We start from the raw sequence: 7,978 nt of genomic DNA, 5'->3' as shown, positions 1-7,978 counted from the left end.
CGGTTGCTGTTTGCCACGGCCGACAATCGGGCCGATCTGGAGTTGGCGAAGGGAATCGTGCAGACCTACACGCGCCGTCTGGCGCGCTATCGGTGCGATAATTGCGGCTTCAAGGCGCGCCAGTTCTACTGGCGCTGTCCGGCCTGCGGCGGCTGGGAGACCTATTCGCCGAAGCGCACGGAAGAATTCGATCTGACACCTTAGGAGCTCAAGCTTGCCATTTCCCGTGCCTGGCACGCGGCACTTCAGCCACGTGCGTGCCGCCGCTCCTGCCGAGGCAGTTCGCGATGCGCCTCGCTGATCTGTCCGCGGCACGGTTGCTGATCGTCGGCGACGTGATGCTCGACCGCTACTGGTTTGGTGAGGTTACGCGCATCTCGCCGGAGGCCCCGGTACCGGTGGTCAAGGTGGGGCGTTGCGAAGAACGGCCCGGCGGCGCGGCCAACGTGGCCCGCAATGTGGCAGCCCTGGGCGCGCGGGTGGCCCTGTTGTCGGTGGTCGGCGACGATGAGGCCGGACAGAGTCTGCAGCGCCTGCTGGTGTCGAGCGGCATCGATGTCAGCCTGCATGTCGATGCGGCGATCAGCACGACGGTCAAGCTGCGCGTGATCGGTCGGCAGCAGCAGTTGCTGCGGATCGATTTCGAGACTTCACCGTCACATGAGGTGCTGCGCACCAAACTGGCCGAATTCGCCACCCGTCTGCCGGAGTGCGATGCGGTCATCCTCTCCGATTACGGCAAGGGTGGGTTGGCGCACATTGGCGAGATGATCCGGCTGGCGAACGTGGCGGGCAAGCAGGTATTGGTCGACCCGAAGGGGGACGACTTTTCCAAGTACGCCGGCGCCAGCGTGGTGACGCCCAATCGCGCCGAGCTGCGCACGGTGGTTGGCCGCTGGCACGGCGAGGAGGAACTGGCGCGCAAGGCCGAGGCGCTGCGTCGCGAGCTGGGACTGCGTGCCTTGCTGGTCACTCGCAGTGAGGAGGGAATGTCGCTCTTTCACGCCGCCGGAGCGATCCACGAACAGGCGGTGGCGCGTGAGGTATTCGATGTTTCCGGTGCTGGCGACACGGTGATTGCCACCCTGGCGGTGATGCTTGCCTGCGGCGCTTCCTGGCCGGAGGCGGTTCATGCGGCGAACGCTGCGGCCGGTGTGGTGGTGGGCAAGCTGGGCACGGCGGTCGTGGCGCATGACGAACTGGCCGCTACACTGATTTAGCTGAAGGGAGTCCATGTATACCATCGTTACCGGTGCCGCCGGCTTCATTGGTTCCAACCTGGTCAGAGCACTCAATGAGCGTGGGGTACGCAAGATCATTGCGGTCGACAATCTGACGCGGGCTGACAAGTTTCGCAATCTGGTCGATTGCGACATCGCGGACTACCTTGACAAGCAGGAATTTCTCGATCGCCTGCTGGCTGGCGATTTCGACGGCGACGTCGAGGCCATTCTCCATCAGGGAGCGTGTTCCGACACGCTGGAGAGCGATGGCCACTACATGATGGAGAACAATTACCGTTACTCGCTCGGTCTGCTCGACTGGTGTCTGGATCAGGAGGTACAACTGCTCTACGCCTCGAGTGCGGCGACCTACGGCGGCGGCAGGGTGTTTCGCGAAGAGCGATCGCACGAGGCGCCGCTCAACGTCTACGGCTACTCGAAGTTCCTCTTCGATCAGATCGTTCGCCAGCGCCTGGCGGGGAGCGGTTCGTTCAATTCGCAGGTGGTCGGCTTTCGCTATTTCAATGTCTATGGGCCGCGCGAGTCGCACAAGGGGCGAATGGCTTCGGTTGCTTTTCATCACTACAACCAGTTGCGCAGTGGTGGCAAGGTGAAATTGTTCGCCGGTTGCGATGGTTATGGGGATGGCGAACAGCGGCGGGATTTCGTTTTTGTGGGCGACGTCAGCCGGGTCAACCTGTTCTTCCTCGATCATCCCGAGAAGTCAGGGATTTTCAATGTCGGCACGGGTAGCGCACAGACCTTCAATGAGCTGGCCATGGCCAGTGTCAATGCCTGCCGTGCCTTGTCCGGCGACGACCCGTTACCACTGGCGCAACTGGTCGAGCAGGGATTGATCGAGTACGTTCCGTTTCCGGCGGACCTGCGTGGCAAGTATCAGAGTTTCACCGAGGCGGACCTCTCGAAGCTGCGCAAGGCTGGTTACGAAGCGCCCTTCGCCAGCCTTCGCGAAGCCATCCCGCATTATGTTGAATGGTTGAATACGCATGCATGAGACGCTCGAAGACTACGTTGGCAACACGCCACTGGTGCGTTTGAAACGTCTGCCGGGAGACGCCGGCGAAGCACGTGGCAACCGCATTCTGGCCAAGCTGGAAGGCAACAACCCGGCCGGTTCGGTGAAGGACCGCCCGGCGCTGTCGATGATCGCTCACGCCGAGCGACGTGGTGACATCAAGCCGGGCGACACGTTGATCGAGGCGACGTCGGGCAACACCGGCATTGCCTTGGCGATGGTGGCGGCGGCGCGGGGCTACCGGATGGTTCTGGTGATGCCGGAAAACCAGAGTGTCGAACGGCGTCAGACGATGTGCGCTTTCGGCGCCGAACTGGTTTTGACCCCCAGGGATGGCGGCATGGAGCTGGCGCGCGACGTCGCCGAAGGACTGCGCAACGAGGGACGTGGCATCATTCTCGATCAGTTCGCCAACCCGGACAACCCGCTGGCGCATTATGAGGGAACCGGTCCGGAATTATGGCGCCAGACGGCTGGACAGATTACCCATTTCGTTAGCAGCATGGGCACCACTGGGACGATCATGGGTGTTTCGCGCTATCTCAAGGAACAGAGCCCGGCGGTATGCATCATTGGCTGCCAACCGGAAGACGGTTCGCAGATCCCCGGCATTCGCAAGTGGCCTGAAGCCTACCTGCCGAAGATATTCGACCGGACACGCGTTGATCGCCTCGAATCGGTATCGCAGGGCGATGCCGAGGAAATGACCCGTCGCCTGGCACGCGAAGAAGGCATCTTTGCCGGGATCTCGTCGGGTGGTGCGCTGGTCGTCGCCCTGCGGCTGGCGGCGGAAGTGGAGCATGCGACGATCGTCAGCATCGTCTGTGACCGTGGCGACCGCTATTTGTCGACCGGGGTCTACCCGGCTTGACAGAGTCCGATGAAGCCGGTCCTCGTCTTCGACATTGAAACGATTCCCGACGTCGCGGGCCTGCGCCGGCTGCATGCGCTCGATCCGGCGTTATCCGATGACGAAGTGGCGGAACTGGCGTTTCAACAGCGGCGGGCGGCGACCGGCAATGACTTCCTGCCCCTGCATCTGCAGCGGGTGGCGGTGATTTCGTGTGCGCTGCGTGTAGGCAAGGACTTCCGGGTGTGGTCGCTGGCCGAGCCGAAGCAGGGCGAAGCCGAGATCATTCAACGCTTCTTCGACGGAATAGGGAAATTCACGCCGCAACTGGTGTCCTGGAACGGAGGCGGCTTCGATCTGCCGGTGTTGCACTATCGGGGGGTGATGCATGGTGTGGTGGCGCCGCGCTACTGGGACCTCGGTGATGGCGACTACGCCGACAGCCGTGACTTCAAATGGAACAATTACATCGGTCGTTACCACACGCGCCATCTCGACCTCATGGACCTGCTGGCGATGTATCAGCCGCGTGCCAGTGCGCCGCTCGATGAACTGGCCAGGCTGATCGGCTTTCCCGGCAAGCTTGGCATGGATGGCGGCAAGGTCTGGCAGGCGTGGCAGGAAGGCCGGATTGGCGAGATCCGCGATTACTGCGAGACCGATGTGCTCAATACCTATCTCGTCTCGCTTCGTTTCCGCCTGATGCGCGGCGAACTCTCGGCGGCCGAGTACGATCAGGAGGTGCTTTTCGTGCGAGGCGAACTGGCGAAGATCGGCAAGGTGCACTGGCAGGAGTTTCTCGCTGCCTGGCAGTAGGACGACGCGTCTCTGTGCGTTCGCTCTAGCCCGCTCCCCCTCAGGGAGGGTTGTTCAAGGCCGGCATGCGCAAAGAGATGCCGCGGAACGACTTCTTGCCGGACGGCACCTCCTTGTCCTTGCACGCCCGCCCGCCAACTTTTTCATCTCCGTCGTCGCTGAGCAGATAGGTTCCGTTGCTGCCCGGGAAGGCGAACATCGCTTCCGGGTGCAGCTTGCCGAAGTTGGCCTCCCCGACACGCTGCGGCGAAGCGTCCGCCTTGCCCGACCAGTGGTACAGAGCAAAATCCTTGCCGCTTTGTTTGCCATTGTCGTAGGGTCCGGCGACGATCAGGTAGCCTCCGTTCAGCAACTCGATGCTGCGCACACCGCGTCCTCCGAGATCCAGCACAACAAGATCGCCGAAGAGCGGGCGTGCCGTCGCATCGACCACTTCGGCCGGGTTGTTCAACGGCACCAGCAGGGCCTTGCCGTCGGCCAGCGGATTACGGAAGCCGATCAGCAACTGGCCGCCCGGTGTGGCGGCCAGTCCCTCGATGTTGAAGCCGCCGGGCGCCTCGGGGGGAATCTTGAGCGCGTGTGCCCTGGCGAGAACGGCGAAACGTGGGTCTGCGAGCAACTCCTCGATCAACCGCGTGTAGGGTGGACTGGTTGGAGTTTGGAGTCGCTGCCCGCTGCCGGTGTCGACCAGGTCGGTGGCAAAAAAACGCTGGCGGGCTTCCTGATGCTTGCCCTTGCTGTTGCGGCCGTGCGAGGTAATCCAGTAGATCCGGTTGCCGATCCTTGCCGCGCCCTCCAGATCAGCCTCCCGTAGTTTTCCATCCACCTCTCGATTGCCGAGATATTCGCTGAGGTCGAGGCCGTGCACCGGATCCGGTTTGCCACGTCGGTAGATTGTCAGAAAGTCGTGGTCGTCATCAGCCACCACGAAGTGCTGTTCATCGAGCGCCACCGCGGCGGAAGCATCGCACAGTCCACTATAACGTGTGACATCTGCCCGGACGGGGACGGTAGTCAGCAGGCAGATGAGGAGCAGGGTGGTGCTATGAATCAGCGGGTTCATGGTTGTGTCGTTTCCCGGGGCATCGGAAGCGTGAGTATAGCGCCTCGCGCCCGGGCCGCAGGATGTGGGCAAACCACCTTGCTCGCTGAGTGCTGCCCTCGGTGCTGCATGCGCTTGCCGGGACCGCTGGGCCCACGGCCGGACCAGTCCAGCGAAAAGGCAATGGCAGGGTGATTCTCAAGCGGCCAAGGACATGTCAGAATCATGGCCTGAAGACATGACAAATCCCGGGGAGAAACGGAATGCGGCTTGACCATTGGTTTCCGGCGGTGGCAACCAGCCTCTTGCTGTGTCTGAGCACGCTGGCCCAGGCGGCCGGAACACTGGACAAGATCAGGGCAAGCAAGACGATCGCACTGGGTTATCGTGAAGCGTCGATCCCCTTCTCGTATACCGGTAACGACAACCAGCCCTGGGGCTATTCGGTGGACCTCTGTACCAAGGTGGTGGCGGCGATTGTCAAGCAGCTCGGCATTGAGGAACTGCAGTTGCTCTGGGTTCCGGTGACGCCCGAGACGCGTATCGCCCGACTCAAGTCAGGTGACATCGATCTCGAGTGCGGTTCGACCACGAGTTCCCTGGCGCGCATGCAGGAGGTCGATTTCAGCCTACCGATCTTCGTCGACGGCGCATCTTACCTGTCGCGTCGCGGTTCCGGGATCAAGCGCTTCGAGGATCTGGCTGGCCGGAAGATTGCGGTGGCCGTCGGTACGACGAGCGAGCGCACGCTCGGTGAGGCCCTGGCGCAGCACAAGGTGGTTGCCGAGCTGGTCAGGGTCAACGACCACCAGCAGGGGCTGTCGGCGTTGCTGAAAGGCAGGGCGGACGCCTATGCCTCGGATCGGGCGTTGTTGATCGGCCTGGCGCTTGATTCCGGCAGCCCGACGGACTGGGTGATCGGTCACGAGACCTTCTCCTACGAGCCTTATGCCTTGATGATGCGGCGCAATGATGCGGACTTTCGCCTCGCCGTCAACCGCGAATTGGCGCGTCTTTCGCGCACTCGCGAAATCCATGGCATTTACGACCGGTGGTTCGGTTTTCTTGCCAAGCCGGGTGCTCAGCTCGACAGCCTGTATCATCTCAACGGCTTGCCGGAGTAGGGTACGCCGACTCCGAGAGTCATTGCCGATATGACCGGGAATTACCAGAACAGGCGGGACGATCCAACAGATGCAGATTATTGAAACACGTCTGCAGGGGTTGCTGGTCATCAAGCCGGACGTCTACCCGGACAGCCGGGGGTACCTGTTCGAGAGTTACAACCAGCGCACTTTCGAGAAAGCGGGAATTTCCTTCTTGCCAGTTCAAGACAACGAATCCAGGTCGTGCAAGGGTGTCATTCGTGGCTTGCATTATCAAATGAATCCCCATGCCCAAGCGAAACTGATACGCGTCGTAACCGGGAGAATTCTTGATGTCGCGGTGGATATCCGGAAAGAATCCCCGACCTACGGGGAATGGTTCGCCGTCGAACTCGATGCCGAGGCAAAGGAACAGGTGCTGATTCCTAAAGGGTTTGCGCACGGATTCTCGGTGCTGAGTGACAGTGCGATCATCCAGTACAAATGCGACGACTTTTACAACCCCAAACATGAACGGGGAATCCTGCTGACCGATCCAGACCTGGGTATCTGCTGGAAGGTGGAGACGAGCGCTCGACTGATCAGCGAGAAAGACTTGCGGCAGCCGTGTCTGAAAGACGCGGAGAATGACTTTTAGACCAGCATGCCGCGCATCCTGATAACCGGGGCCAATGGACAACTTGGCAACGAGTTGCGGGCAGCCTCGGGGAACCATGCTGGACACGACTTCGTCTTCACCGATGTCGAGGCGCTCGATATCGGAAATGAACGGGAGACGGACCTCTTCATCAATCGGACGAGACCGGACTGGATCGTCAATTGTGCGGCGTATAATCTGGTGGACCAGGCAGAGAGCGAGCCTGATGCGGCTGCTCTGATCAACAGTACCGGGGTCGGGAATCTCCGCGCTGCAATCAGTGGTTCGCAGTGCCGGCTTATTCATGTTTCCTCGGATTACGTGCTGGATGGCAGGGCAAACATCCCTTATCGGGAGGATGCCGCAACCAACCCCTTGTCGGTTTATGGCAGGTCAAAACTCGGCGGTGAGACGCATGCCTTGCTCCACCATGCGTCAATGGTGATACGTACCTCCTGGCTCCACTCGCCATTCCGAAAAAACTTCGTCAAGACGATTCTCGGGAAGGCTGGCGATAATCGGTCACTGCAGGTCGTGTTCGACCAGACGGGAACCCCCACGTACGCGGCGGATCTTGCCGATGCAATAATGGGCATTATTTCGGGTGTTTCCGGAGGTCGTCTGGCCTTTGTCGGCGGGATTTATAACTACTCCAACGAGGGGGTTTGCTCATGGTACGATCTGGCCGTCGAGATCGTCAGGGAAGCGGGCTTGTCCTGCCATGTGATTCCAGTTCTTGGCAGGGACTTGCCGTTGACGGCGCCGCGGCCCGCTTATTCGGTATTGGACAAGAGCAAGATTCGGGAAAAATACGGGCTCGCGATTCCGCATTGGAGAGCCAGCCTGGCCAGATGCCTCAGGCGCCTGAAGCAGGAGGGTGGTGATCCATCCTCACAACTTAGCACTTTCGGATAACTTTGATGGCGCTCCCAAAGCCGCGCAGGCGTTCGCCTTGCGGCGGGTGTAGTTGTGTTCGATAATCTCGGTGTAATGCATTGTTTATAAAGGACCATCACATGACGGCCTGAATATTCGAAGATACGTATATACCTGTCTAACTATCTGTTTTCAAGCACGTTTCTCGAAGCGGCACGGATCAGCTCCAAGCACTTCACCCGGCAGCGCACGCTGACGCTGCGTAATCGTTCACTCCCCTACACGTTTGCCGGGATGGCGGGAATCGTGGGAAGCTGCAAGCCTTTGCGAGCGGCGGCGATGACGGTGCCGAGGTATTGCCAGGCGGATGCTCCGCGACGGCGACAGGTTTC

8 protein-coding genes and 1 pseudogene are annotated in these 7,978 nt (G+C 60.7%); 8 read left to right on the top strand and 1 reads right to left on the bottom strand.

Annotated elements, in window-relative coordinates; translation table 11 throughout:
• The 5 genes and pseudogenes from JNK99_RS07610 to JNK99_RS07590 all read left to right on the top strand — a co-directional run.
• A pseudogene (locus JNK99_RS07610) lies at window positions 1-204 on the top strand (lipopolysaccharide assembly protein LapB); the annotation flags it as partial.
• An 83-nt stretch (window positions 205-287) separates the two neighbouring features.
• Entirely contained in the window at window positions 288-1,220 is a 933-nt protein-coding gene (gene rfaE1 / locus JNK99_RS07605) for a D-glycero-beta-D-manno-heptose-7-phosphate kinase (protein ID WP_291850928.1), read from the top strand.
• A 13-nt stretch (window positions 1,221-1,233) separates the two neighbouring features.
• Window positions 1,234-2,238 (top strand): ADP-glyceromanno-heptose 6-epimerase, encoded by a 1,005-nt coding sequence (gene rfaD, locus JNK99_RS07600; RefSeq protein WP_291850925.1) that lies wholly within the window; start codon window positions 1,234-1,236, stop codon window positions 2,236-2,238.
• Complete coding sequence (gene cysM, locus JNK99_RS07595) at window positions 2,231-3,130, top strand: cysteine synthase CysM (RefSeq protein WP_291850922.1); 900 nt, start codon at window positions 2,231-2,233, stop codon at window positions 3,128-3,130. The genes rfaD and cysM overlap by 8 nt, the downstream gene beginning before the upstream one ends.
• Window positions 3,131-3,139: 9 nt before the next feature.
• On the top strand, window positions 3,140-3,925 hold the full coding sequence (locus tag JNK99_RS07590; protein WP_291850919.1) for a 3'-5' exonuclease: 786 nt from the start codon (window positions 3,140-3,142) through the stop codon (window positions 3,923-3,925).
• A gap of 40 nt (window positions 3,926-3,965) precedes the next feature.
• Here the strand turns inward: JNK99_RS07590 and JNK99_RS07585 are convergent, their stop codons facing one another.
• Window positions 3,966-4,988, bottom strand: coding sequence for a DUF3616 domain-containing protein (locus JNK99_RS07585; protein ID WP_291850916.1), 1,023 nt, complete (start codon window positions 4,986-4,988; stop codon window positions 3,966-3,968).
• A 242-nt stretch (window positions 4,989-5,230) separates the two neighbouring features.
• On the opposite strand from JNK99_RS07585, the gene JNK99_RS07580 reads away from it, so the two are divergent.
• The 3 genes from JNK99_RS07580 (at window position 5,231) to rfbD (ending at window position 7,625) form a co-directional block, all read left to right on the top strand.
• Complete coding sequence (locus JNK99_RS07580) at window positions 5,231-6,091, top strand: amino acid ABC transporter substrate-binding protein (RefSeq protein WP_291850913.1); 861 nt, start codon at window positions 5,231-5,233, stop codon at window positions 6,089-6,091.
• Between the two features lie 70 nt (window positions 6,092-6,161).
• Window positions 6,162-6,710 (top strand): dTDP-4-dehydrorhamnose 3,5-epimerase, encoded by a 549-nt coding sequence (gene rfbC, locus JNK99_RS07575; RefSeq protein ID WP_291850912.1) that lies wholly within the window; start codon window positions 6,162-6,164, stop codon window positions 6,708-6,710.
• 6 nt (window positions 6,711-6,716) lie between these two features.
• The gene (rfbD, locus tag JNK99_RS07570; protein ID WP_291850910.1) at window positions 6,717-7,625 is read left to right on the top strand and encodes a dTDP-4-dehydrorhamnose reductase; all 909 of its coding nucleotides are present in this window, start codon (window positions 6,717-6,719) and stop codon (window positions 7,623-7,625) included.
• The last annotated feature ends 353 nt before the right edge of the window (window positions 7,626-7,978 follow it).

It is taken from the genome of Accumulibacter sp. (assembly GCF_016789985.1).
Lineage (GTDB): Bacteria > Pseudomonadota > Gammaproteobacteria > Burkholderiales > Rhodocyclaceae > Accumulibacter.
This window is presented reverse-complemented; position numbering and strand designations above follow the sequence as displayed.

Bases quoted from the DNA above. Each gene is read 5' to 3' on its own strand.
- rfbD (WP_291850910.1), top strand. From the start codon at position 6,717: ATGCCGCGCATCCTGATAACCGGGGCCAATGGACAACTTGGCAACGAG.
- rfaD (WP_291850925.1), top strand. From the start codon at position 1,234: ATGTATACCATCGTTACCGGTGCCGCCGGCTTCATTGGTTCCAACCTG.
- JNK99_RS07580 (WP_291850913.1), top strand. From the start codon at position 5,231: ATGCGGCTTGACCATTGGTTTCCGGCGGTGGCAACCAGCCTCTTGCTG.
- cysM (WP_291850922.1), top strand. From the start codon at position 2,231: ATGCATGAGACGCTCGAAGACTACGTTGGCAACACGCCACTGGTGCGT.
- rfaE1 (WP_291850928.1), top strand. From the start codon at position 288: ATGCGCCTCGCTGATCTGTCCGCGGCACGGTTGCTGATCGTCGGCGAC.
- JNK99_RS07585 (WP_291850916.1), bottom strand. From the start codon at position 4,988: ATGAACCCGCTGATTCATAGCACCACCCTGCTCCTCATCTGCCTGCTG.
- rfbC (WP_291850912.1), top strand. From the start codon at position 6,162: ATGCAGATTATTGAAACACGTCTGCAGGGGTTGCTGGTCATCAAGCCG.
- JNK99_RS07590 (WP_291850919.1), top strand. From the start codon at position 3,140: ATGAAGCCGGTCCTCGTCTTCGACATTGAAACGATTCCCGACGTCGCG.